General features: G+C 70.8%; 24 protein-coding genes and 3 pseudogenes. 10 read left to right on the plus strand and 17 right to left on the minus strand.

The genetic code is table 11. The annotated features are described in order from the left end of the window. Positions 1-182: 182 nt before the first annotated feature. Positions 183-362, minus strand: a complete 180-nt coding sequence (locus ACIHAD_RS40665) for a hypothetical protein (RefSeq protein ID WP_397360132.1) — start codon at positions 360-362, stop codon at positions 183-185. Between the two features lie 244 nt (positions 363-606). Here ACIHAD_RS40665 and ACIHAD_RS40670 point away from each other — a divergent pair, with 244 nt between their 5' ends. Then, complete coding sequence (locus ACIHAD_RS40670) at positions 607-798, plus strand: hypothetical protein (protein ID WP_397360133.1); 192 nt, start codon at positions 607-609, stop codon at positions 796-798. An 8-nt stretch (positions 799-806) separates the two neighbouring features. After that, positions 807-2,033, plus strand: coding sequence for a M28 family metallopeptidase (locus tag ACIHAD_RS40675; RefSeq protein ID WP_397360134.1), 1,227 nt, complete (start codon positions 807-809; stop codon positions 2,031-2,033). Positions 2,034-2,046: 13 nt separating this feature from the next. On the opposite strand, the gene ACIHAD_RS40680 is transcribed toward ACIHAD_RS40675, so the two are convergent. The 6 genes and pseudogenes from ACIHAD_RS40680 to ACIHAD_RS40705 all read right to left on the minus strand — a co-directional run bounded on the left by ACIHAD_RS40680 (position 2,047) and on the right by ACIHAD_RS40705 (position 4,801). After that, positions 2,047-2,382: a sulfocyanin-like copper-binding protein gene (locus tag ACIHAD_RS40680; protein ID WP_397360135.1), complete on the minus strand. Its 336-nt coding sequence runs from the start codon at positions 2,380-2,382 to the stop codon at positions 2,047-2,049. A 476-nt stretch (positions 2,383-2,858) separates the two neighbouring features. After that, a pseudogene (locus ACIHAD_RS40685) lies at positions 2,859-2,948 on the minus strand (heat-shock protein HtpX); the annotation flags it as partial. Beyond that, positions 2,941-3,120, minus strand: a pseudogene (locus ACIHAD_RS40690) (arsenic resistance protein); the annotation flags it as partial. The pseudogenes ACIHAD_RS40685 and ACIHAD_RS40690, both read right to left, overlap by 8 nt. Before the next feature lie 68 nt (positions 3,121-3,188). Then, a pseudogene (locus ACIHAD_RS40695) lies at positions 3,189-3,489 on the minus strand (ArsR/SmtB family transcription factor). 35 nt (positions 3,490-3,524) lie between these two features. Next, positions 3,525-4,463: a GNAT family N-acetyltransferase gene (locus ACIHAD_RS40700; RefSeq protein WP_397360136.1), complete on the minus strand. Its 939-nt coding sequence runs from the start codon at positions 4,461-4,463 to the stop codon at positions 3,525-3,527. A gap of 11 nt (positions 4,464-4,474) precedes the next feature. After that, complete coding sequence (locus ACIHAD_RS40705) at positions 4,475-4,801, minus strand: ArsR/SmtB family transcription factor (RefSeq protein ID WP_397360137.1); 327 nt, start codon at positions 4,799-4,801, stop codon at positions 4,475-4,477. Positions 4,802-5,343: 542 nt separating this feature from the next. Between ACIHAD_RS40705 and ACIHAD_RS40710 the strand changes: the two genes are divergently transcribed. The 5 genes from ACIHAD_RS40710 (at position 5,344) to ACIHAD_RS40730 (ending at position 9,017) form a co-directional block, all read left to right on the plus strand. Then, a complete protein-coding gene (locus ACIHAD_RS40710) occupies positions 5,344-5,571 on the plus strand; it encodes an RNA polymerase subunit sigma-70 (RefSeq protein WP_397360138.1) in 228 nt (75 codons plus the stop codon). Continuing rightward, positions 5,568-6,050 (plus strand): Clp protease N-terminal domain-containing protein, encoded by a 483-nt coding sequence (locus tag ACIHAD_RS40715; protein ID WP_397360139.1) that lies wholly within the window; start codon positions 5,568-5,570, stop codon positions 6,048-6,050. Before ACIHAD_RS40710 ends, ACIHAD_RS40715 begins: the two co-directional genes overlap by 4 nt. Before the next feature lie 122 nt (positions 6,051-6,172). Next, entirely contained in the window at positions 6,173-7,066 is an 894-nt protein-coding gene (locus ACIHAD_RS40720) for an ABC transporter ATP-binding protein (RefSeq protein WP_397360141.1), read from the plus strand. Continuing rightward, positions 7,063-7,896: an ABC transporter permease gene (locus ACIHAD_RS40725; RefSeq protein WP_397360142.1), complete on the plus strand. Its 834-nt coding sequence runs from the start codon at positions 7,063-7,065 to the stop codon at positions 7,894-7,896. The genes ACIHAD_RS40720 and ACIHAD_RS40725 overlap by 4 nt, the downstream gene beginning before the upstream one ends. A 5-nt stretch (positions 7,897-7,901) precedes the next feature. Beyond that, positions 7,902-9,017 carry a DUF418 domain-containing protein gene (locus tag ACIHAD_RS40730; RefSeq protein WP_397360143.1) on the plus strand — a complete coding sequence of 372 codons (1,116 nt, stop codon included), beginning with the start codon at positions 7,902-7,904 and terminating at the stop codon, positions 9,015-9,017. Positions 9,018-9,230: 213 nt separating this feature from the next. Here ACIHAD_RS40730 and ACIHAD_RS40735 read toward each other — a convergent pair whose 3' ends face one another. Continuing rightward, a complete protein-coding gene (locus ACIHAD_RS40735) occupies positions 9,231-9,689 on the minus strand; it encodes an SRPBCC family protein (protein WP_397360144.1) in 459 nt (152 codons plus the stop codon). A gap of 95 nt (positions 9,690-9,784) precedes the next feature. On the opposite strand from ACIHAD_RS40735, the gene ACIHAD_RS40740 reads away from it, so the two are divergent. After that, a complete protein-coding gene (locus tag ACIHAD_RS40740) occupies positions 9,785-9,913 on the plus strand; it encodes a hypothetical protein (RefSeq protein ID WP_397360146.1) in 129 nt (42 codons plus the stop codon). Between the two features lie 425 nt (positions 9,914-10,338). On the opposite strand, the gene ACIHAD_RS40745 is transcribed toward ACIHAD_RS40740, so the two are convergent. Next, positions 10,339-11,151 (minus strand): SDR family NAD(P)-dependent oxidoreductase, encoded by an 813-nt coding sequence (locus tag ACIHAD_RS40745; RefSeq protein ID WP_397360147.1) that lies wholly within the window; start codon positions 11,149-11,151, stop codon positions 10,339-10,341. 170 nt (positions 11,152-11,321) lie between these two features. Between ACIHAD_RS40745 and ACIHAD_RS40750 the strand changes: the two genes are divergently transcribed. Then, positions 11,322-11,825 (plus strand): winged helix-turn-helix transcriptional regulator, encoded by a 504-nt coding sequence (locus tag ACIHAD_RS40750; RefSeq protein WP_397360148.1) that lies wholly within the window; start codon positions 11,322-11,324, stop codon positions 11,823-11,825. A 346-nt stretch (positions 11,826-12,171) separates the two neighbouring features. Here ACIHAD_RS40750 and ACIHAD_RS40755 read toward each other — a convergent pair whose 3' ends face one another. The 6 genes from ACIHAD_RS40755 to ACIHAD_RS40780 all read right to left on the minus strand — a co-directional run bounded on the left by ACIHAD_RS40755 (position 12,172) and on the right by ACIHAD_RS40780 (position 19,397). Then, positions 12,172-14,157, minus strand: coding sequence for a right-handed parallel beta-helix repeat-containing protein (locus ACIHAD_RS40755; RefSeq protein WP_397360149.1), 1,986 nt, complete (start codon positions 14,155-14,157; stop codon positions 12,172-12,174). 25 nt (positions 14,158-14,182) lie between these two features. Beyond that, on the minus strand, positions 14,183-15,040 hold the full coding sequence (locus ACIHAD_RS40760) for a carbohydrate ABC transporter permease (protein ID WP_397360150.1): 858 nt from the start codon (positions 15,038-15,040) through the stop codon (positions 14,183-14,185). Between the two features lie 9 nt (positions 15,041-15,049). Then, positions 15,050-16,000: a carbohydrate ABC transporter permease gene (locus tag ACIHAD_RS40765; RefSeq protein WP_397360152.1), complete on the minus strand. Its 951-nt coding sequence runs from the start codon at positions 15,998-16,000 to the stop codon at positions 15,050-15,052. Continuing rightward, positions 15,982-17,229, minus strand: a complete 1,248-nt coding sequence (locus tag ACIHAD_RS40770) for an ABC transporter substrate-binding protein (protein ID WP_397360153.1) — start codon at positions 17,227-17,229, stop codon at positions 15,982-15,984. The genes ACIHAD_RS40765 and ACIHAD_RS40770 overlap by 19 nt, the downstream gene beginning before the upstream one ends. Positions 17,230-17,572: 343 nt before the next feature. Further along, positions 17,573-18,145, minus strand: coding sequence for a hypothetical protein (locus tag ACIHAD_RS40775; RefSeq protein ID WP_397360154.1), 573 nt, complete (start codon positions 18,143-18,145; stop codon positions 17,573-17,575). Then, positions 18,135-19,397 (minus strand): alpha-L-fucosidase, encoded by a 1,263-nt coding sequence (locus tag ACIHAD_RS40780; protein ID WP_397360155.1) that lies wholly within the window; start codon positions 19,395-19,397, stop codon positions 18,135-18,137. The genes ACIHAD_RS40775 and ACIHAD_RS40780 overlap by 11 nt, the downstream gene beginning before the upstream one ends. A gap of 95 nt (positions 19,398-19,492) precedes the next feature. On the opposite strand from ACIHAD_RS40780, the gene ACIHAD_RS40785 reads away from it, so the two are divergent. Then, positions 19,493-20,296 carry a hypothetical protein gene (locus tag ACIHAD_RS40785; RefSeq protein ID WP_397360156.1) on the plus strand — a complete coding sequence of 268 codons (804 nt, stop codon included), beginning with the start codon at positions 19,493-19,495 and terminating at the stop codon, positions 20,294-20,296. A 40-nt stretch (positions 20,297-20,336) separates the two neighbouring features. On the opposite strand, the gene ACIHAD_RS40790 is transcribed toward ACIHAD_RS40785, so the two are convergent. Further along, complete coding sequence (locus ACIHAD_RS40790; protein ID WP_397360157.1) at positions 20,337-21,245, minus strand: aldo/keto reductase; 909 nt, start codon at positions 21,243-21,245, stop codon at positions 20,337-20,339. After that, positions 21,242-23,143 carry a hypothetical protein gene (locus ACIHAD_RS40795; RefSeq protein WP_397360158.1) on the minus strand — a complete coding sequence of 634 codons (1,902 nt, stop codon included), beginning with the start codon at positions 23,141-23,143 and terminating at the stop codon, positions 21,242-21,244. Before ACIHAD_RS40795 ends, ACIHAD_RS40790 begins: the two co-directional genes overlap by 4 nt. Positions 23,144-23,279 lie beyond the last annotated feature (136 nt).

The following is a 23,279-nucleotide window of genomic DNA, read 5'->3' on the forward strand; positions in this document are numbered from 1 at the left end:
CGATGCGATAACTCGATGCGCTCCTTCTCCGAGAGCACCACCTCGACAGCACGTGGACCTCGATGCGACATGAAAACAGCTTACGCATTTACAGCTGAATTTTCCGGCGCATCACACTAGTGTCATCCGCCTGAAATTCGCCGGCTTCGCCGTCCTGGCTCTTCACCTGGTGCCCTGCCGCCTCAAGGACGGTGATGGCCTGCTGCCACGTCCGCACCTCTGGCCTCACGGACCGCGGTCAGCCCTTCCGGAGCGCGGACGAGCACCAGCCAATCGTCCTCGGGCAACCCTTCATGCGGCAGATGCTCGACGGCGAATGCGGGAGACATGATGCGGAGATGCTGGGCGGTGGATGCGTTCATGGGCATGTGTCTAGCAGGCACCCATCTGGTCGCACGCTCCGCCCGCCAGCCGACAAAAACCCCAGAACCGGGGAATCTTTCCGGTCACAGCACCAGGCACCCGCACACCGGCATTGCCGCACCCCTTATTTTGACTACCGTCTATCTTGACGAGCGTCTAAGCAGCGTGAGATCGTCGTGCCTGATTCGACGTATGTCTAAGTCTTGATGGTATCGACCTCACATCGGCAGAAGGGAAACCACCATGACGACGAACCAGACCGGTGGCGGCTTCATCGGCGACCTGGCAGAGGCTTTGGCACCGCCTGCCGCCGGTGACTGCTGCGGCAGCACGGCCGCCGCGCAGCAGGATGCCCAGGCCGGCTGCTGCGGTCAGGCTCCGGCGCCGGCCACCACCCCGGCCGCAGAAGCAGCCTCCACCGGCTGCTGCGGATGACCTCCACCATGCCGGACATCCCTCAGGCACCCGGCCTGGCCGCCGTCGTGGAGCGGGTGTCGGCGGCGCGGATGCCGGCCACGGTGCACGAGCTGGCCCGCGACCACTACGCCGGGCGGCGCGTGGGCACACCCGGAGGCCGCGCCGCCGCCGCATGGCTCGCCGAACGGCTGCGCGAGCTGGGCGCCGAGGTCGAACTCGACTCCTTCCCCGTCGCCGACGTGCGGGAGCTGTATGCCACCCCGGCGCTCGAATGGAGCGCAGGCGGCCAGGCGCTGCGCCTTGAGCACCGCCGGGACTTCGTCGAGCACCTCGCCTCCGCCGAGTTGCCGAGCCCGCACACAGCGCCGCTGGCCGCCGCCTCCGAGGCCGACCTGCGGGGCCGATGGGTACTGGCCGAGGCCGGAGACTGGACCCAGGCGGGCGAACGAGCCGAGGCCCACGGCGCGGCCGGAGTGCTGACCGCGCGCGGCACCGACGCCGAGGGGTGGATGCCCAAGATGATCGCCGGACCGGCTCCCCGCGCCGTCCCGATCATCGCCCTGCGCACCGACCGGCACGTCCGCCTGTCCGACGCCCTGGCCGAGGGCCCGGTGCAGGTGACGGGGTCGATGCCGCTCCGGCAGATCGCCACAGACGGCCACAACGTCCACGCCCGCTTCCCCCACCCCGGAGGCGCGGGGGGCGGGCCGCGGGTGCTGCTGACCGCGCACTACGACGGCGTCGGCGACGACCCCGGCCGGCGCATGCCCGCAGCCGCCGACAACGCCTCCGGCGTGGCCGCCGTCCTGGAGGCCGCCCGCGTCCTGACAGCAGACCCGGCAACCCGGGCCGAACTGTCGGTGGCCTTCCTGGACGCCGAGGAGACCGGGGCATGGGGCTCGGCCCACCACGCGCCCGCCCTGCCGTCCGACACGTTGGTGATCAACCTCGACGGCGCCGCGCAGCTGCACCAGGCCGCCTCCGTCGAGGCCGGCGGACCCGCCCACGCCCTGCTGGCCACCCTCGACCAGGCCGCCCGCCTGATCGGCCTGCCGCTGCGGGCCGGCGCGATGGCCTCCGACAACCGCCGCTACGCCGCCGCCGGACTGGCCGCGATCGGCATCGGCATGGGCATGCCCGGCTACCAGACCCCCGCCGAAACCCCCGACCGCGTCCAGCCGGACACCCTCGTGGCAGCGGCGAGGCTGCTGGTCGCCACCGTGGGACTGTTGGCCGCCCAGACCTCAGTCTGATCAGGCCCATGGCCTAACCGGTGACGTCGAGTTCGGCGCACATGCCGGCCGAGTAGTGGCCCGGGAAGTTGCACAGCAGCTCGTATCGGCCCGGTCGCAGTGTCAACGTGGTCCAGCTCGTGGATCCAGGAGCTATGCCGTTCCCGGCGCCCGCCCCACACGTACGAGACGCCTCGCCGAGGCTGCCCGCCTCGCTGACGCGCCCGTCCGAGCCGGTCACCCGCTTCCCCGGCGCCTGCCCCGCCGGGAGCGGCAGCACGACGACCTCGTGGGCGAGAACCCCCTCGTTGTACGCACGCAGCGAAACCTTGCCGGCCGGAACGCTTGAAGGCGTGGCCGTCAGTCTCATCCGCGTGCCATGCGACCCTGAGCCGTACGGGCCTGGAGTGCCGGGCATCATGCCACCCGGACCACGAGTCCCGTTCGACCCGGGATTATGGGGGCCAGGGCCCATCATGCCTGACCCCATCTCCCCGAGGGACACATCCACCACACGCCCTTGAAGCGGTGGCGCAGTGCACGCAGGCTGCTGATGTGGCGTGATCGTCGCACCCATCGCCGCTCCTCCGAAGCCGAGGCCCGCGCACATGAGGGCGCTCATCGCTGTGTAACTCATCTTGTGCAGCCACATGCTCGGCACCTCCGTCGCTCCGCCTCCGCTTGAGGCCGGCTGTCCTGGGCTCTGGGTGAGGACACCTCACCCAGGTCCCCTGCCCGAACGGAGCTACGGCATGCCCACGCCCACATCCATCTCGTGGCCGCCATCGCCCGCCAGAACGGACGAATCTCAGAGATGCGCGGCAACAGCCACCAGATTCGAGACGTTCCCGCAAGGTGGGTGAGCCAGCCGGCGGCCATCTGGGAGCGTCCGGCGTTGTGCACGCACACGAACAGGACGCTCGGCTTGTCAGGCATGTACGGGCTCCTTGGTGAACAGGCGGCGGCCGGCCAGGCTGACGTGGACCAGGGCGACCAGGACGGGAACCTCGATCAGCGGGCCGACCACCCCGGCCAGGGCCTGGCCGGACGTGACGCCGAAGACGCCCACCGCCACGGCGATGGCCAGCTCGAAGTTGTTTGCTGTGGACAGGCCGGTGATGACGCCCTGCGCGGGCGCGACAGCCGACGACGTGGAGGAGCACATCACGCTGATCCTCAGAGGGTGGCGGGCACGTCGAGCAGGGCCGACAGCTCGCCCAGCGTCTCGGGCACCAGCCGGTAGTACACCCAGGACGCGCGCCGCTCCGAGGTCAGCAGCCCGACCTCCTTGAGCACCTTCAGGTGATGGCCGATGGTCGGCTGGGACAGCTCGAACGCGCCGGTGATGTCGCACGCACACCTCGCCACCGGCGCGGCCGGCCACGATCGACAGGATGCGCAGGCGCACCGGGTCGCCCAGCGCCTTGAACACCCGCGCCACCCCGGCCGCCTGCTCGGCGTCCAGCGGCTCGCGCATCACCCATGTTCCCGGCCGCCGTCCCGAGCGGCGACTCAGGTTCCGGTCAGGGTGCTGCGGCGCTCGATCATCAGCACGTCCCGCCAGAGGCCGTGGTGGCAGCCGACGCGCTCGCGGGTGCCGACCACCCGGAAACCGAGCGTCTGGTGCAGGGCCAGGCTGGCGGCATTCTCGGGGAAGATGCCGGACTGGATCGTCCAGACGCCGGCATCCTCGGCGGCGGCGATGAACGCCGCCAGCAGTGCGCGGCCGATGCCGCGAGCCCGGCAACCGGGGTGGACGTAGATACTGTGCTCGACCACCCCTGCATACACGCACCGCGACGACACCGCCGAGGCGGCCACCCAGCCGAGCACCTGCCCGGTGCCGGTGTCGCAGGCCACGTAACGCAAGCCGGGCAGCCGGGCCGCGGTGAAGTCCTCCCAGCTCGGGGCGAGGGTCTCGAAACTGGCCTGGCCGGTGTCCAGCCCAGCCTGGTAGATGGCCAGCACCTGATCGGCGTCGCCGGTGCGCATCGGCCGGATCTCCACCTGCGGCGGGGCGGCAGGCTTGGCGGCCTGGACGATCGCCGAGTGCACGCCGTCGCCGTGCTCGGCGGTCATTGTGACCTCGGCCGACACCGCACCCTTGTCACCGGACAGGTTGATCGCGCAGTTGGAGATCACGACGTCCACCGACCGGACCGGCAGCGGCACCCGCTCGATGCTGCCGTGCAGGAACTCCACGTCGGCCGCGCCGGCCTGCTCGGCGTTGCGCCGGGCCAGCATGTCGACGCCGGCGTCCAACCCGTACACCCCGCCCTGCGCGCCGACCCGGCGGGCTGAGCGCAGCACGTCGGTGCCGCCGCCGTCGTAGCCGGCGGCACCGAAGTAGCCCTGTTCGAACACGTCCTGCCCGCAGCCGGCGGTGATCCGGCCGGCGTCCGCGGCACGGGCCAGCGCGGAGTAGTGGTCGATGATCTCGTCGTGCGCCATGACCGGCTCCTTCACTCGCAGGTCGGCGCGGGGTTGCCCATGACCACGTCGGCGGCGGTCGGGAAACAGCTCACGCAGTTCTCGTTGATCCGGTAGAGGCTGGAGGTACCCTGTCGCCCGACCAGCACGAACCGCACCTCGGCCAGGATCTTCAGGTGGTGCGAGACGGTGGACTGGCCCACCCCGGACGCGGCCACGATCTCGCCCACGCTCATCGGCGCGCGCCGCCGGGCCAGCAGCGACACGATCTGGATCCGGGTCGCGTCCGCGAGGGCCTTGAACCAGCTCGCGTACTCCTCGGCCTCCGCACGCGGCAGCGGTCCCTTGTTCTCATTCATCGTCAATCGACGATATTCGATGAATCAGAAAAGCGGAAGCCCGGGGCCCACCTTCGCGGGAGGCCCCGTACATGAGCGATCACGGTGGCGCGGCGACCGGGAGAACCCTCCGCCGGGGCGGTGCGCGACTCCAGCACGTATCCGACCTGACCAACCCCTGATGCCCCGAACCATGATCGAGGCCGCCGCCCCCCTGTCGCCGGCCGCTGCCGCGTCGGGTTCGGCCACGACTCGATCTTCAGCGCCGACAACTTCCCGGTGTACGCCCCGCACCGAGAACGGCGGGGCGCTGATCCAATACTCGCTGTCGCGGACGACGACCAAGACGCCGAGAACGGCTACATCCCAGCGCCCGAGCCCGCCCAGCGGGCGATCAGTTGCCGGTGCTGCGGCTCATCGAGACCCATCAGTACGCCACCGCGGTGCCGCCCCCTCCAAGCTGCCGCCCGCCGCCATCATTCCCACGACGGCACTCACCCGGATGTCGGGAATTAAGCAACCACAGTTGACTATCTCGGAAATAGTCAACTAAGGTTGCTCGCATGCCGGCAGAAGACGCACCCCGGGACCCCGCCGACGCGCTCGCGGCGGTCGCGGCTTTGCGGCGCCTGGCCGACCAGCTCGAGGACGCCGCCGTGGAGCAGGCCATGCGCGCCGGATGGGGCTGGCCGGAGGTCGCCGAGGCGCTCGGCGTCACCCGCCAGGCGGTCCACAAGAAGCACGCCAAGCGGCTCATCGCCGCCGGCGTGACGCTGAGGAGACGACAGTGAGCACGATCGACCACTACATCAACGACATCCTCGTTCGAGGAGCGGCCGAGGCGCGGCAGGAAGGCTCTGCCGCCACCGAGGCTCACCACCTCCTGCTGGCCATCGCCGCCGTCGAGGGCACCGCCGCGCATCGCGTGCTGACGGCGGCGGGGCTCGGACGGCAGGCGATCATGGACGCACTGCACCGGGAGTTCGAGCACAGCCTCGACGCGGTCGGGGTGTCCCTCGCCTCCCACGACCTCCCGAAGCCCGTCCGCGACCCCGAGGATCATCCCAGGCCCGGCGCCTCCGCCCGGCTCGCGCTCGAACGCGGCTTCGCCGCCGCCGAGGGCAAGAAGGACCTGCGTCCCGCTCATCTGCTGATCGGCGTCCTGAGCGCCGACGTCGGCACCGTGCCGCGCGCGCTCGCCCTGGCCGGAGTCGACCGGGCCGGCCTGATGGATCGCGTCGAGGAGACGCTCGCGCGCGAAAGCTGGTAACCAGCACCCCTGCCCCCACGCTCCGGCCCGGTTCGGGCCGCGCTGCGTCATGCCCTCGCGCCGGACTTCCGCCGGCAGGCGCTCCGGCACGAGCACATCCGATCACGAAGAGAGGTCATCTCATGACGAAGAGCAACGACATCGTGCTCGACGTCGACGGGCTGCGCATGCGCTACGGCTCGCTCGACGTCCTGCACGACGTCACGTTCCAGGCCCGACACGGCGAGGTTCTGGCCTTACTGGGACCGAACGGCGCGGGCAAGACCACCACGATCGAGATCCTGGAGGGCTTCCGCATCCGGTCGCAGGGCCGGGTCTCGGTGCTCGGCGCCGATCCCACACACGGCGACGAGCAGTGGCGGGCCAGCCTCGGGATCGTGCTGCAATCCTGGCGCGACCACGGCAAATGGCGGGTACGCGAGTTCCTCGCCCACCTCGGCACCTACTACGCCCCCTACGCCGTCCCCGGGATCCCGCGGCCCTGGGACCCCGACGAGCTGATCGAGAGGGTCGGCCTGACCGCGCACGCCGACAAGAAGCTCAAGACACTGTCGGGCGGCCAGCGGCGCAGGCTGGACGTGGCGATCGGCCTCGTGGGACGCCCCGAGATGCTGTTCCTCGACGAGCCGACCACCGGCTTCGACCCGCAGGCCAGGTCCGACTTCCACGATCTCGTCCGTGACCTGGCCGACGCCCGCGAGACCACCGTCCTGCTGACCACCCACGACCTGGACGAGGCCGAGAAGCTGGCCGACCGCATCCTCGTGCTGAACGGCGGCCGGATCGTCGCCGACGGCACCTCCGCCGAGCTGGCACGGCGGATCGCCGGCGAGGACGAGGTGCGCTGGGTGCGCGACGGGCGGCGGTACGCCGACAGGACGCCCGACTCGACCACGTTCGCCCGCGAGTTGTTCGCCCGCCACGGCGACGACGTCCAGGAGCTGGAGGTCCACCGGGCCTCGCTGGAGCAGACGTACCTGGCGCTGGTGCGCGAGGCCGAGGGGGCGGCCCGATGAACGCGACCGTACTGCGCGCGGGCTGGTCCCGGGGCCTGATCGAGCTGCGGCAGTCGTTCACCAACGGCGCCGAGCTGTTCTCCCACTTCCTGTGGCCCGCCTTGATGGTGGTCACGCTGTTCTTCATCCGGGACCTGTCGGTCGGCACTCTTATGCTCGGCGCCCTGGCCCTGCCCGGCATCCTCGGCATGAACGCCGCGACCGGCGTGATCGGCATGAGCCAGCAGCTCACCGCCGACCGCGAGGACGGCACGCTGCTGCGCGCCAAGGCGACCCCGCACGGGATGCCCGCCTACCTGATCGGCAAGGTGATCTCGGTGTCCGGCGGCCTGCTGGCCGACCTGGTGATCTTCCTCGTGCCGGCCGCGCTCCTCGTCGAGGGCCTGCGGATCGGCCCGGGTGCGTGGCCCGGCCTGGCCTGGGTGCTGGCGCTCGGCCTGGTCGCGACCCTGCCCATCGGCGCGGTCCTGGGCTCGGTGTTCACCACCGCACGCGCCCAAGGGCTGGTCCAGCTGCCGTTCCTCGCGCTGATCGGCATCTCCGGCGTCTTCTACCCGATCACCGCACTGCCCGAGTGGCTGCAGTGGATCGCCCAGGTGTTCCCGATCTACTGGATGGGGCTCGGCATGCGGTCGGCCCTGCTGCCGGACTCGGCGGTCGTCGTCGAGATCGGCGAGTCGTGGCGACACCTGGAGACCGCCGGAGTGCTGGGCGCCTGGGCGGTGCTCGGCCTGCTCGTGGCGCCGGTCGTGCTGCGGCGGATGGCACGCGGGGAATCCGGCTCGACGGTCGCGGCACGCCGTGAGCGCGCCCTGCAGCGGGTCGGGTGACCGCCGTGACCGTCACGACGGTGACCGGCCGGTCCCTGGCGCCGGACCTGGCCCGGGGCGTGATGTTGCTGGCTATCGCGGTGGCGCACGCGCCGGTGTTCGCCACCGGCACGGCCTTCGGGGTGCTCGACGGCGTGGCCGCGTTCCTCGATCATCTGCTCGCCCACAACCAGGCCCGGCCGATGTTCGTGTTGATGTTCGGCTACGCGCTGGGCCAGTTCGCCTACCGGCATCAGGCGAAGGGCGGGGACTGGGGCTCGCTCAGGAGGCTCTTGCGGCGCCGGAGCCGATGGCTGATCGTCATCGGCTTCGTGCACGGACTGCTCGTGCCGCTGGACATCATCGCGGTGTACGGGCTGACGCTGCTGATGCTCGTCCCGCTCGTACGGGCCCGGGACTCGGTGTTGTGCTGGACGGCCGCCCTGACCGTCCTCCCGGCGGTGCTCGTGACCTCCGGGCCGATCCTGCTGGCCTTCGCCGGCGCCGTGGACGTCGCGGGGGCCGGGATCATGCCGGCCGACCTCGGCTCCCACCTGCTGTCCGGCCTCCAGCTGTGGCCGCTGAAGACGGTCCTGGGCACGATCGACATCGTGCCGGGCATGATGCTGGGCCTCTGGGCGGCTCGCCGCCGCCTCCTGGACGAGCCCGAGCGGCACCGGACCCTGCTGCGCCGCGTCACCGTGATCTGCCTCGGCGTCGCGCTCGCCGGCCGGCTCCCGGGGGCTCTGCTGCTGTCCGGAGCGTGGACGCCGCCCGCGCCTTGGGCAGCCGTCCTCGCGCACACCCTCACCGGCTATGCCGGCGGCATCGGCCTGGCGGCCCTCATGGGGCTCATCGCGACACGATCCCGCCTCGGCCCCCTCACCACCGCACTCGCCGCACTCGGCCAGCGCTCGCTGACCTTCTACCTGTTCCAGTCAATGGTGTTCCTGGCCCTGTTCTACCCGTTCACTCTGGACCTGTCCGACGACGTGGGCTTCGCCGCCGCCGTCGGCATCGCCCTCGCGGTCGGCGCCGTCTCGATCGTCCTCGCAACCTGGCTGCACCGCACAGGCCACCGAGGCCCTATGGAGGTCCTCCTACGGCGCCTGACCTACGGCCGCCGCAGCACAACGGCCTAGTCGAAGAGCTGTTTCTTGGACCTGCCGGCGTCCGGCGAGGTTGGGACGCGCCGACGCGGCCTCCGGCCGGAGCCGGTGCGCCGGTGAGGGTGTTTGGTGGCGGCGGAGACTGGGAGAACGCGTGCGCCGGCGACGGCCACACCGATGTCGTTCAGGGGCCAGGGTTCGTGAGGCGGCGGCAGGGGTGCGACGTACGCGTGTGTTCGACCGGGTTCAGCGGGAATCCTGGCGTTCTGCCGTTTCGCCCAGACGATGGAGCAGGTGCGCCCAGCCATCGCCGGTCTCCTCTTCGAGTACGGCCGGCAGACCACTGTGGCGCAGGGTCAGCTCGGTGCCGTCACCGTCCGGGGTCAGGGTGACTTCGACTCGGGATGCCTCCGGTGCCATGTCGGGCGCTCCCGGTGTGGCCTCCCAGCCGAAGGTGAAGACGAGACGTTCGTACGGCACGAGCTCCACGAACCGTCCGCGCATCACCGGGCGTGGGCCCTCGTGCATCGCGACCTGCAAGGTGCCGCCGGGGCGGGCGTCCAGCTCGGCCGTTACCCACCATCGCGCCAGGCGTGCCGGGTCGGTGAAGAACCGCGATCGGAGAACCAGCGCCTGAATGCGCTGGTCGGCCGTTGGCGTTCGCAGGGACGCGTAGCGACCGCCGCATCCGACCCGGCGATCCACATCGCCGGGTCGGACACCTACGAGCGGCTGGCAGGCGAGGCGTCGACGACGAGGGCGTCTGGACGTTCGCCGGCGAGACGGAGCGGGCGACGCTGGTGATCGCCGAAGACGGCGACTCCATGACGGCCGAATGGGAGCGCACCGACAACGGCTCAGACTGGCGGCACTGGATGGACATGAGCTTCACGAGGGCTTCCGGCCCCAGCGCCATCCCTGGCCGCTGAATCCCTCGCAGATCAGAAGCCTCACCGTCGAGCCGGCCTCGCCGTTCCTGGTGGAGGCACCGCAACACCCTCATGCTCTGCGCGTCTGTCCGTACGCGCCTTTGCACATGGAGGTGTACGCCGACAAGTGTGGTCAGCCGGCTTGTTCGGCTCGGGCTCGGGTCCGGGGAGTGGAAGACGGTTCGAGAGCCCGGGCATGGTGCCCGCGGAACGAGGCGCACCGCATTGCCCACCGATGAGGGCCTGTGCAGTGGCCTGCCGGCCCGAGCCGGTCATCTCGGGTTCCGCGATGGCCACGTCGAGTCCGACGCAGGAGATCGCCGACCGGCACGGCACCGCACGACGTACCAGGCAGGGCCATGACCGAGCCCCCTCCGAGCCCCCTCCGAGCCCGCCGCCCGGCGGACGTCCTGGCGAGCCTGAGCTCAGTCGACGATCGCGCCGCTGGTCAGGTTGGCGATCGTCCCGGTCATGGCCCCCGCTCGATCCGAAGCCAGGAACGCGGCCGTCTCCGCGATCTCGGAGAGCGTCGGCAGCCTCTTGAGCAGCGTCCCCTGCGCCATCGCCCCGCCTTCGAGCATCTCCTGGACCGACTGCCCGGCCGCTGCCGCGGCCTGCTCGAAGAGCTCCTTGGTGTAGGAACCGGCTGCCGGCGCGTCGACGACGGCGTGGGGACGGATGCCGACGACCCGGACATTGCGGGATGCCAGCTCCGCGGCCAGAACCCGGGAGAACGCCTCCTTGCCGGCCGCGCTCACGGCGTGCCCCAGAATGCCGCCCACGGCCAGTTTGGCACCCGGCTCCGACAGCGCCAGGATCACACCGGGACCCTCGCCCCCCATGTGCCGGGCCACCGCCTTGCTGGTGATGAACAGCGTCCGCAAGAAGCCGTCGATCGGCCGCATGAACTCCTCCAGCGACAGATCCGCCAGCGAAGTCCCCTGGTCGTGCTGGACACTCACGGCGTTGACGGCGATGTCGATGCCGCCGGCCGTCGCCGCGACCGCGTCGGCGTGCTTCTCGACCGCCTGTTGATCGAGCACGTCGACCTGCGCGGTCTCGACCGTTCCGCCCGCGGCGGCGATGTCACGCGCCACGGCGTCGAGCTTCGCCTGCGTCCGCCCGGCGATGAAGACCCTCGCGCCTTCCCGGGCGAAGACCCGTGCGATGGCGCCGCCGATGGCACCGCCGCCTCCGTAGATCACGGCGTTCTTGTCCTTGAGCAGCAATGCGCTCATCGGTGACCTCCACATGATTGTTCTTCCGGATGGACAGGCCGGCTCCGTGATCACGCCGTGGTAGCGGCCCTGGAGCCCTCCGGCACACGAGAGCGCGCTTGCGTGATGCAAGTGAGATTAGAGGGGTAGTCTTGCATGACGCAAGTGCTCCTCTGGGAGGTGGGGTCGCCATGCTGGGCAAGACCTACGACACGCAGGTGTGCTCGGCCGCCAGGGCGCTGGAGGTCATCGGCGAGCGATGGAGCCTGCTGATCGTGCGTGACGTGCTGTTCGCCGGGGCGACCCGGTTCGCCGACTTCCAGCGTCTGGGCATCGCGACCAACATCCTGGCCAAACGCCTGGACAGCCTGGTCGGCGCGGGCGTCCTCGAACGGCGATCGAGCAAGGAACAGCCCGATCGGAGCGTCTATGCGGTGACCCGGAAGGGACTCGACCTGGCACCCGTGATCATCGCGCTGACGCAGTGGGGTGATCGATGGGCGGCGCCGCCTGACGGTCCGCCCATTCTGTATCGGCACACCGATTGTGGCGGGGCGATCGCCGAGCTGACCACCTGCGGCACCTGCGGGGAGGTCACCGACCTCGCGCAGATCCACGTCGTCCACGGCCCCGGCTTCCCCGAGGCCCTCATGGCCTCGCGGAAGAATCGCTCGGATGCCGCCGACCTGCGGTAACACCCCGCCCTGGGTGATGAAGGCTCAGCCCGGCAGGCGGGATGCCGCGCACCGCGACGGCCACACTCCGCCGCATCGTCGTCGGATTCGATGATGCGCGGGTGCTGCATGAAGGCGTACTCGGCGATGGTGCCGGCGAGCATCACGGCCCACCGTTCGGATCCGTGCGACAAGCCCCAAGGCATCGCCACGTAACTCGTCCTGGGTGAAACGCGACCCCTCGCGCAACTGGGCGGGGGTTCGCCGCCCACGGCCGGTGCGGGCAGCCATGCCGGGCGGGAACGGAGGCGCCCGTGGTGGAGGCCACGGACGCCGCGCACCGGCCGGTTCTTTGAGCCCGGTCGTCCTACCGGGTCGCTCCGGCTTCCCACTTGGGGGCGCCGTACTGGTAGGCGCCGAGACTCGGGAGCGGGTCCGTCGAGCCGTCGTTGACGCCGGGCAGCGGGATCGCCTGGTTGCGCGCCGGGGACGCCTCCGACAGGCGGTAGTCGTGCCCCGCCGGGTCGACGAACAGCGGGTCGACGTCGGCCGGCAGGTTGCCGGACAGCACCATCCCGCCGTTCGTGGCGCCGTCCAGGCCGCGGATCGGGCCGATGTTGTTGTAGACCTTGGTGCCGGTCGAGTTGCCGGGCTCCTTGACGTAGAACATCGTCATGCCGCCGGTGTTGTTGTAGACGCCGTTGTTGCGCGAGCCGCCGCCGAGGCCGTTGAGCATGACGGTCCCCTCGGGGTTGCCCCAGCCCACGTTGGCGGCGATGGTGATGTTGCTCTGCCCGTTGTCGGCGTAGACGCCGGTGACCCCGAACTTGGTGGCGCCCCACCTCGGCGCCGGATCGTGCAGCACGTTGTGGTCGATCGAGGTCCCCAGCATGTCCGAGCCGCAGCAGGTGTAGATCGCGGCCACGTCCAGGCTCAGCCGGGCGTACTGGGAGATGTCGTTGTAGGCGATGCGGTCCGGCCGCGGCGTGCCGCCGGCGGCGTTGTCCCACTGCAGGTTCACGCCGCTGCGGCCGGCCCGGTAGATGGTGTTGTGCGTGACCGTCTGGCCGTTGCCCTGCACGGCGACGCCGGCCGCGTAGGTGCCCAGGTAGTCCACGTCGTGGATGACGTTGTTCATCGCGGTGTTCCGCATCCCGCGCAGCGCGATGCCGTTGCCTGCGCTCAGTGACAGGTCGCTGTTGACGACCTTGTTGTCCGTGCCGTTCAGCACGATGCCGGTGTCGGCGACGCCCCGGGTCACGGTGGAGCCGCAGTCGGTGGCGCCGCGCGTGATGTCGGTGTAGTGCGACAGGTACGTGCCGGTGATCCCGTCGATCACGACGTGGCTGCTGCCCGGCCCGGTCTCGACGGTGGAGGCGAACAGGCCGACGCCGGTGATCGTCGTGTGGCTCGTGTTCCGCAGGTCGAAGGCCAGCGTGCGGGCCTTGGCCTCGATCACGTGCCGGTTGGGGTCGTCCTCGCTGTACAGGTAGAGCCGTTTGCCGACCGGGTCGTAGAACCAGGTGCCGGGGTGGGCGAGCTCGCCGATCTTGCCGGAGAGCGCGTACCGGGTGTCCTTCGGCACCACCTTGTGGACGCACGGCGGCGCCACGTCGAGCACGACCGAGCCCACGTCGGAGCTCTTGATCGTGGACGTCGCGGTGATGTACCAGTAGTTCGTCGTCACGCGGGCGCCGTTCCAGTAGCCGGCCGGGCGGGTCAGCGCGTCGTCGGCGACGGTGGCCTCCGCGCTGCCCGGGCCGGCGTACCGCACCGCGGGTTCGAGCAGGTCGAGGCCGGGGTAGGGCCACTGGGCCTCGACGTTCATCCGCTTGTCGGTGAAGGTCTGCACGGTCGTGACGTCGGATCCGAGGTCGGCGCGCGCGCTGTAGACGTGACCGTCGCGCACGGCCTGGGCGAAGGGCGAGCCCGGCGCGTACGGGTCCGACTCCGCGATGCGGGCCACGGCCTGGCCGGTGACCGGGGACCAGCCCCTGATCCGCTCGGCGCCGCTCACCGTCACGCGCGCGCCGGGGGCCGCCCGGTAGGTGATGGGCTGTCCGGCGGTGCCCGACCGGGCCGGCACCACGGTCTCCTCGTACGTGCCCGACAGGATCAGGCAGGTGTCGCCGGGCGTCATGACGTCGGCGCACCGCTGGATGCGGCGGTACGCCGCCGCGGCCGACCGGCCGTCGGCCGAGTCCCTGCCCCACGGCGCGACGTAGTAGGTGGTGCCGGCCGCGCTCCTGCCCTGCTGGGCCGCCGCCGGGACGGCCGGGACGGCCGTGACGGCCGCCGACACCACCGCGAGCACCACGGCCGCGAGCGGTCGCCGGTTGCGTAACAACGTCATGGTCCTTCTTTCCGTGACGGGCCGTTCAGCCCTTGACCGCGCCGACCGTGAGGCCGCCGATGATGTGGCGCTGCATGTAGACGAAGAAGATGACGACCGGTGCCACCGCCAGCAGCAGGTTGGGGAACACTCTCGTCAGGTCGGTCGAGTACTGGCTGATCCCGGCGTAGATGGCGGTCGTCACCGTGTACCGGCCGGAGCCGGGGCTGAGCAGGATCTGCGGGCTGACGAAGTCGTTCCAGATCCCGATCGAGTTGAGGATCAGCACGGTGACCACCGCGGGCCGCATCAGCGGGAAGATGATCGTCCAGAACGTCCGCAGCCGGCCCGCGCCGTCGATCATCGCCGCCTGGTCGATGGAGGCCGGGATGGTACGGATGAAGCCGACGAACAGGAAGATGCTCACCGGAAGGGTCGAGGCCACGTCGTGGGCCACGAGGCCCACCACGGTGTTGGCCAGGCCGACCGAGCGCAGCACGTAGATCACCGGGATCACCAGCGCCGCGCCCGGGATGAACGTCCCCGCGAGGAAGTACAGCAGCAGCAGCTGGGAGCGGCGGCTGAGGCTGCGCGCGATCGCGTACGCCGCCGGGCCGGCCAGCAGGATGCACAGGATGTCCACGACGACGACGAGGAACAGCGTGAAGCCGTAGCTGCGGATCACGTTGTACTGGGGGCTGTCGACGGCGTTGGCGAGGTACTCGAAGGTGAGGTCGCCCAGCGGGAGGGAGAAGGGGTTGCCGAGGATGTCGTCCTGCGACTTGAAGCTGTTGACCACGAGCAGGTAGACCGGGATGGTCATGGCCACCAGGAGCAGCGCCAGCATGACCGGGCGCACGAAGGAGCGGCGCCCGCCGTGGCCGGCTTCCGTTTGTTCGATCATCACCGTCCCCTAACTCGTCGTGGCCCGGCCTTGCCGGTTGCGCGCGGCCGTCACCAGCAGGGCCAGGCCGGCGCACACGACCATGAGGAACACGGCCTGCGCGTTGGCGTAACCGACCTTGGTCCCCTCGAAGGACCTGGCCAGGATGAGGAACGAGTACGTCTGCGTGGCGCCCGCGGGCCCGCCGTTCGTGAGGCTCACGACCAGGTCGTAGGTCTTGATCAGGCCGATGAGGTTCAGCACGGTGGCCACGGTCACCACCGGGGAGATCATCGGGATCACCACGCGCAGGTTGGCCTGGCGCCGGGTCGCGCCGTCGATCGCCGCGGCCTCCAGCAGTTCGGCGGGAACCGTCTGGAGCGCGGCGACGAACAGCACGACGTTGAACCCGAAGCCGGCCCACACGATCACCCCGATGAGCGAGACCAGGGCGAGGTTCTCCTCGAACAGGAAGCCGACGGGCCCGATGCCGAAGTGTTGCAGCGTGCTGTTGACGGCGCCGTTCGTGCCGAGGATCGCGGCCCAGAGGAAGCCGAGGATCAGCGCGCTGATCACGTGCGGGTAGTAGGCGAGCGTGCGGAAGAACGAGTTCGTCCGCGAGCGTTCCTTCAGCAGCAGCGCGTACGCCAGGCCGCCGCCGATCATGAGCAGGGTGCCGGTGACGGCGACGAGGGCGGTCACGTACCAGGCGCTGGTCGAGCTCGGGTCGTCGAACAGGTGCAGGTAGTTCTCGAAGCCGATGAACACCGCGTCGGAGAAGCCGTTCCAGTCCGTCAGGCTGAGGTAGACCGCCACTCCCACCGGGACGACGGTCATCACCGTGTAGACCAGCACGGACGGCGCGACGAGCCCGAAGGTCACCGCCTTGGCCCGGTACCTCGCCGGCAGCCACTCGCGGCGCGGGCGCCGCTGCTCGGACGCCTGCCGCTCCGGCCGCCGGGTCAGCTCTGCGAGTTCCACCACTTGTCCAAACCGGCGGCGACCTGCTCGGCCGTGGCGCCCGTGTACAGCTTCTGCACCTGCGTGTTGAGCTCGGCCGCATATCCCTCGACCGGCTGGCGCTCGCCCGACTTGACCAGGACGGACGGCGCCTCCTCAAGGATCTTCTGGACCTGCGTGCCGAGGCTGGACATCTTGTAGGTGAAGCCCTTGCGCAGGTTGCCGTCGGCGGCGAGCTGGCTCTCGATCGCGGCCGGGTCGGTGACCAGCCACTTCACGAAGTCGATCGCGGCCGCCTTGTTCTTGGAGGCGTTGACGACCACGTACGGGCTGGCGATGTTGCCGTACTGGCCGGTGGGGTGGGAGCCGTCGGTCGGCATGGAGAAGACGCCGATCTCGTCGCTCTTCTTCGCCGCGTCGGCGGCGGGGACGAAGAAGGAACCCATGACGTACATCGCGGACTTGCCGTCGAGGAAGGCCGTCTGCCCGTCGGCGTACGTCAGGCCGAGCGCGCTCTTGTCGAGGTAGCCCTGGTCGATCCAGCTCCGGAAGCGCTGGAGGTACTTCAGGTAGTCGCCGGTGGCGAAGGAGACCTGGTTCTGCTTGCGCTTGACCGTCCAGTCGGGGTCGGCGGTGAGGACGCCGGAGTCGGCGATCAGGGAGAACTGCGCTCCCGGCACCCACTGGCCCGCGCTCTGCAGCGGCGTGTGGCCGGCGCTCTTCAGCTTGGCCATGGCGTCCTGGAACTGGTCGAGCGTCTTGATGGCGGTGGCGTCGAGACCGGCCTTGGCGAAGGCGGCCTTGTTGTAGAAGACGAGCGACTGGATCTGCTGGCCGACGCCGACCAGGTAGCGCTTCCCGCCAACGGCGTACTGGTCGGCCAGCGGGGTCTGGCCGGTCCACGCCTCACCGGAGAGGTCGGCGAACAGGCCGGCGTTCTCCTTCGTCGGGGTGATCTGCTGGGCGATGTCCGGTGGGTCGCCGGCGGCGAGGTCCTGGGTGAGCTTGGCGGTCGCCGAGACGGTCCCGGTGAGCTCCAGGTTGACCTTCACCCCCGGGTGGCTCTGCTCGTACTTCGCGAACAGTCCCTTCCAGTACTGCTCGGTCAGGTTCGGGCTGATGTTGACGATGATGCGCAGAGTCGTGGTGCCGGCCTGCGCCGGGTCCTCGCCACCGCAGGCGGTGGCCGCGGCCACCACGGTTGTGGCGGCGACCGCGGCCGCGCACGCCCGGCGCAACTGTGTTCCCATATCCGCTACACGCTCCAATTGCATAGTCATGACCGGTGGAAGGTCGGGGTGGACTGGCCGTCTTCGGGAGCCGCCCGCCCGGGGGCCACCTGAGTGAGGGGTCGGGCTGCGCGGGCCGGCGTGGCGGACGGCGTGGCGGTTCGACACGATCGACGCGGCGACATCGACACCATCAACGTCCATCGCCTATCGATAGGTGATGTTATGTGGCATACCTAACTTGTTCAAGAGTCATTTCGTGAGTGCCTGCGAAAGCTCACGGCGAACCGGCCCCTGCTCCCCGGGCCGGTGACGGCCGGCGTCAGCCGGGACGGCCGGGAGCCCCGGCTGCGCGCGACGGCGCTCAGGTCGGCCCGCAGGACGGCGTGGCTCTCGTCGAACCGGACGACGACGTCCCGCGCGCCGTGCTCCGCCCCCGGGAGCTGCCCGTGCCCCGGTTAGGGCACGTTGTGCCAGGCGCTCTGGAACGGCCACTCGTCGTAGCGGCGCGGGCCGAAGGTCGCGGCGGTGTAGGTCGGCCGGCCTTGTTCGCCCGGCCGTCGCGTCCGATCCAGTGCCAGTCGCGCACTCGCTCGAACGGGGTGAGCACCCGCTGGTCGGCCTCGCGGCGCAATCTGCGGCGCAGCCCCGGCGCCCTGATGTCCAGATGCGGGCCCAGCGCGTGGTCGGTCCAGGCGAACAGCGCCGCGATCTCGGCCGCGCCCAGGTCGAGGAAGGGGTCGTCACGCTCGCGCAGCCGCCGCGCCTTGTCCTCGTGGACGGTACGCGCCCCGTCCGCGGAACGTCCGACCCCAGTCGCCCAGGGACAGGTGCGGGCCGGCCGGGCCAGCTCCTCCGCGGCGGCGGTCAGGACGGTGTCGCGGGCCTCGGCGGGCACCGCGTCCCACACCGGCCGTGCGGTGACGTCAGGAACCATCGTCGTCGCGCAGCACGAGCTCGACGACCGGGAGCGGCACGTCCGGCGCGGCGATGGGCAGGGTCAGCGTGAGCGTGCCCGGCGGCTGGCCCGGCAGGGCGAGGTTGTTGTGCTCGTGCAGGTCTCCGTCCGCCTGGTGGAAGCGCACCTCGGAGCCGTCGTGGAGGAACTGGGCGTAGCGCACGCGTCCCGCGAGGCCGGCCAGGTGGACGTGCTTGAGCGGCCAGGACAGCAGGTGGAGGTAGAGGCGGTCGCCCCGCTGGGTGTAGAGGGCGTTGGGCGGCGGGCTGAACGTGCTCGGCCCCGCGCCGTGCACGGCCCTGGCGTGCAGGGACATCCACTCCCCGATCGCGGCCAGCGTGTGCCGGGCCCGTGGATCCAGCGCGCCCCGGCCGGTGGGCCCGACGTTGAGCAGCAGGTTGCCGGCGCACGCGACGGACTGGACGAGCATCCGGATCAGCAGCGCCGGGTCCTTGTAGTCGTGGTTGTCGCGGTCGTAGCCCCAGGAGCCGTTGAGCGTGTGGCACGCCTCCCACATGACCTGGACGCCGTCGCGGGTGAGCGGCCGGTCGGGCTGGTACTGCTCGGGCGTCACGTAGTCGCCGGGGATGCCGAGGCGGTCGTTCACGACGATCTGCGGGCTCAGGGCGCGCACGGTCGCCATCAGCTCCTCCGAACCCCAGTCGGCGGGCCCCTTCGCCGGGTAGGTGAAGTCGAAGAAGAGCAGGTCGATCGGGCCGTACCCGGTCAGCAGCTCGCGTACCTGCCCGGTCATGTACGCCCGGTAGCGGGCCATGTCGCGCGTGGCGTTCGCATCCGGGGGCGCGCTGTCGCGCAGCGGGTGGTACTGGTCGATGGTGAAGTCGGGGTGACGCCAGTCGAGCAGCGAGTAGTAAAGCCCCACGCGCAGGCCCTCGGCCCGCATGGCCTCGGCGAACTCGGCGACCAGGTCCCGGCCGGCCGCGCGGGCGCTGGTGTAGCCGGTGAGCTTGGAGTCGAAGAGGCAGAACCCGTCGTGGTGCTTGGCGGTCAGCACCGCGTAGCGCATCCCGGCGGCACGGGCGTTCCTGGCGAGCTCGGCCGCGTCGAACAGGTCGGGATCGAACTGTTCCAGGTAGCGGTCGTAGTCCTCGTCCGGCATCTTCTCCCGGCTGCGCACCCACTCGTGCCGGGCGGCGAGGCTGTAGAGCCCGAAGTGAACGAACATCCCGAACCGCGCTTCCTCGAACCACTCCGTCGGCCCCGCTGGCACCCCGGTCTCCTCTCACGGTTGACAGCTCTCATCGGTCGGCAGTTACATCTACCATCGATAGGCGATAATTGTCGATGTGTTGGGATGAGGCAGAAATGAGTACGAACGGGCATGTCGGGGCACCGGAGACGGGCATCTACGAGACGATGCTGGGACCGGCGCACTCCTCGCCCTTCGTCCGGCCCAGCGCGGGCCTGGTGGACGCCCTCGCGGACGTAAGCGCCGCCACCGCCTGCGCCAAGCTCCACCAGATGGGCATAACCCGGACCTTCATCGACGGCCCCGTCCCCCTGCACAGGGAGCCGGGCGTACGCATCACCGGCGGCGCCGTGACCCTGCAGTTCCTGCCCCAGCGCGAGGACGTCTTCTCCGGCACGGGACAGGAGGACGCCGAACGCAAGACCGCGCTGTGGGCGGTGCTGGAATCCATCCGGCCCGGCGACGTGCTGGTCATCTCCGCGCAGGCCAGCCACTTCACCGGCTGCCTCGGCGACATGCTCGTCCGCTACTTCAAGCTGCGCGGCGGAGCCGGCATCGTCGTGGACGGGCGGGTGCGCGACGCCGCACGGGTGCGCGCCCTCGGCGTGCCGATCTGGTGCACGGGGGTGACGCCGCACTACGCCTCGCAGGCGGAGCTGTTCCCCTCGGCCTTCAACGTCCCGGTCGGCGTGGGCGGCACGCTGGTGACGCCCGGCGACCTCATCGTCGCCGACGAGGACGGAGCGGTCGTCGTCCCGCAGCGCAGCGCCATGGCGGTGGCTGAGGACTCCCTCCTGCACCAGGACCGCGAGCAGTTCGCCCGCCGCCGCCTGGACGAGGGCGGGCGGCTGTCGGACTACTACCCGCTGACCGGAGCCGGCCTCGCCGAGTACCTGGCCGCTCGCGAGAGCGACCGCTGAAGGGGGCGGGGCGGGAGAACCCGCCCCGCCAGGGCCCGCCCTATCCGTCCAGCAGCTCGGGAGGGACGAAGCCCTCCTCGGCGAGCCTGCGCCACAGCTCCGGCGGTACGTCCGTCCGCGACGCGGCCGCGTTCCCCTGCACCTCGGCCGCCGACCGGCAGCCCACCACGACCGACCGCACGGCGGGATGGAGGAAGGGGAACTGGACGGCCGCCGCGGCGAGCGGCACCCCGAACTCCGCGCAGACGGCACGGCAACGCTCGGCCCGGGCGAGCACGCCGCCGGGCACCGGCCGGTAGTCGTACATGGCGCCCGGACGCGGGTCGGCGAGCAGCCCGGTGTTGAAGACGCCGCCCACGACCACCGCCGTACCGGTCTTCAGGCACAGCGGCAGCAGGGTCGTCAGCGCCTCGTGGTCGAGCAGCGAGAAACGTCCGGCGATGAGGACGACGTCCACGTCGAACTCGGCCACGTACGCGGCCAGCGGTTCGCTGTGGTTCATGCCGAAGCCGACGGCGCCGACCAGCCCCTCGTCCCGCAACCCGCGCACGGCCGGGTAGGCGGTACGCCGCACCTCCTCCGGGAAGTCGTCGGGGTCGTGCAGGTACAGGATGTCGACCGAGGGACGCCCGAGCCGTTCCAGGCTGGACTCCAGCGACCGGCGGATGCCACGCTCCGTCCAGTCGGTGACCACCGTCTGCCCCGGCCGCAGCAGCCAGCCCGCCTTGGTGGAGATCACCGGCTCGGCGGGCCCGCCCCGAGCCGCGAGCGCGCGGCCGAGCCGTTCCTCGGCGACCCCGTGGCCGTAGCGGGGGGCGGTGTCGAAGTAGGTGACGCCCTCCTGGACGGCGGCGGCCACCGTGGCGGCCGCGTCCTGCTCGGAGACGTCCTGGAACAGGTTGCCGATGGGGGCGGTGCCGAGGCCCAGCCGCGGCAGCTCGGCCTTCATCGCCCCACCTCCATCGGCGGAGCCTCGTACGTGGGTCTCCCGCCGCGCAGCGTCATCGTGAGGGTCAGCCGTACGTGCGTCGAGCCCGGCAGCCGCACGTGGACATGCGGCCCCTCGACCGTCCTGGGCGGCTCGTCGTCGGCGCGGACCTCGTGGATGACGTGCTCGGCGAACGTGCCCGCCTGCACGACGAGCGAGCGCGGCGCCTCGCCGAGGTTGGCCAGCTCGACCACGGTGTGGCCGGCGTCGATGCTGGTGACCAGCGCGGCGACGTCGGCGGGCAGGCCCGGACGGCGCTCCCCGGCGTCGAAGTAGCGCAGGTGCATCTGCGCCAGCGCGCCGTTGTAGAGCACCTGCGGGGATCCGGTGGTCAGCTGCAGCAGCGCCTCCGTGACGACCGGGTTGCGGTCCTGCCAGTCGTGGATGCCGAACGCGTCGGGGCCGACGGCGGGGTCCACCGGGTCGCCGGCGATGGACTCCAGCCGCTGAGCGCAGGTGTCGATGGCGCTGCGCAGCATCCGCTCGGGGAAGCCGGGGTTGCGGCCGGCGAGGTACTCGTACCAGGGCTCCTCGTGCCCGGACTCCTCCTTGGTGCGCTGGGTGTGCACCGCCGTCCAGTCCCAGCTCGCCCCCTCGCGGAGCCGGTCGACGCGCTCCCGGTCGGCGGCGGCCCGGCTGAACTGCCACAGGGCCACGGGCAGCTGGGTCGGCATGATGTTGTGGTCGAACCATCCGGAATCGTCGCGGCGCATGGGTGCCACGAGGGTCGGCTCGTGCTCCAGCCCGCGCAGGTGGGGCCGCCAGCGTCTGGTGATGGTGGAGACGTCGGCGGGGCGGCGTCGTTCGGCCCGGCCGAGCACGACGTCCAGCGGGTTCCGGGCCAGGTCCAGGTAGGACGGGTCGCCCGTCAGCAACATCGCGTTGGACGCACCGACGATCGCCGCCGTCCCGACAGGTGGCAGGCCGTGGGGCCAGGACCAGCCGTAGTGCCCGCCGTACCAGCGGCCGTCCAGGTGCTCGCCGACCACGCCGTGCAGGCCCGCGTTGTCGGGGACGACGTCGCGGCCGTCCAGCCGCTGCCGCCAGGCGTCGACGTACTCGACCACCCAGTCGGCGTGCCGGGACTCACCGCCGAGCAGATAGGCGTTGGTGACGAGGCTGGTCGCGCAGAGGTTGACGATCGTGTCGCCGCGCCCCATGCGCTCCCACATCACGCGACCGTACGCACGGGCCCGCGCCGGATCGGCGGCCAGGTCGTCGAAGGAGGCGGCCTCGTCGATCCAGTCGAGGGGCAGCCCGTAGGGGCGCAGGGCCAGGCTCCACGGGAAGTACACGTCGTGGTCGCTGAAGCCCCAGCGGGGACCGGCGGCGCCGTTGTGCGGCGCGCGGATGATCCGGTGCTCGGGGTCGTAGTTGGGGCCGCCGGGAAGGTAGAGGTCGGCGAAGCGCCCGGCCAGCTCCCTCAACTCGCCGTCGTCGGGCGCCGCGAGGCAGAGCCCGTAGAACAGCAGCATGCCCTCGCCCTGGTGGAACCAGTCGTAGCCGCGCTCGAACTCGTCGGCCAGCATGCCCATCCCGGTCAGCTGGGCGGTGACGCCCCGCCAGTGCCGTCGCGCCGCCGCCAGGACGTCAGCGCTGCCGCCGAGCAGGTACAGCGTCGGCCAGTTGAAGAACGCCTCGTAGAAGTCGTCGACCCCGTCGCGGCCGTCGAGCCCCTCCCCCAGCCTGTCGCGGAAGACCAGCCGGCCGTCGTCCTCGGTGTAGCGGTCGGAGAAGATCCGCCACGCCTTGTCCTGGACGGCGAACAGCTCCCGCTGCAATACGGCCCACCGCGGCGGAGTCGCCGATCCGCGGGAGGCCCGCACCTCCGGTACGCGTGAGGCGTCGAAGGCCGTCACGGTCTCGCACCCCCCTCTGCCGCGCCGCCGGGACGTCTTGCTGCCATGCGCATGAGAACACCTGTAATCGCTGATCGATAGCCGATGAGTAGAATCTTCATGAGCTCGGATCAACGTGTCAATACTGGCCGAACAT

The sequence above is a fragment of the Nonomuraea sp. NPDC052265 genome (assembly GCF_044547985.1).
In the GTDB taxonomy this organism is placed as follows: domain Bacteria; phylum Actinomycetota; class Actinomycetes; order Streptosporangiales; family Streptosporangiaceae; genus Nonomuraea.